The 358-nt window shown below is 46.9% G+C and carries 1 rRNA gene; it reads right to left on the reverse strand.

The features are described 5' to 3' along the window. A 16S ribosomal RNA gene (locus ACSIPU_RS30720) occupies positions 1-180 on the reverse strand; the annotation flags it as partial. Positions 181-358 lie beyond the last annotated feature (178 nt).

Consider the following 358-nt stretch of genomic DNA (forward strand, 5'->3'; position numbering starts at 1 on the left):
TTATGCGGTATTAGCTACCGTTTCCAGTAGTTATCCCCCTCCATCGGGCAGTTTCCCAGACATTACTCACCCGTCCGCCACTCGTCACCCGAGAGCAAGCTCTCTGTGCTACCGTTCGACTTGCATGTGTTAGGCCTGCCGCCAGCGTTCAATCTGAGCCATGATCAAACTCTTCAATTTAAGTTTGATGCTCGTAGAATTAAACTTCGTAATGAATTACGTGTTCACTCTTTGAGACTTGGTATTCATTTTTCGTCCGAAGACGTTAAGAATCCATGTCACTTTGAGTGCCCACACAGATTGTCTGATAAATTGTTAAAGAGCAGTGCAACGCGGCTTTCGCTCACCGTTGCGAGGT

It is taken from the genome of Klebsiella sp. HN106, from assembly GCF_051209435.1.
Taxonomy (GTDB): Bacteria; Pseudomonadota; Gammaproteobacteria; order Enterobacterales; family Enterobacteriaceae; genus Klebsiella; species Klebsiella oxytoca.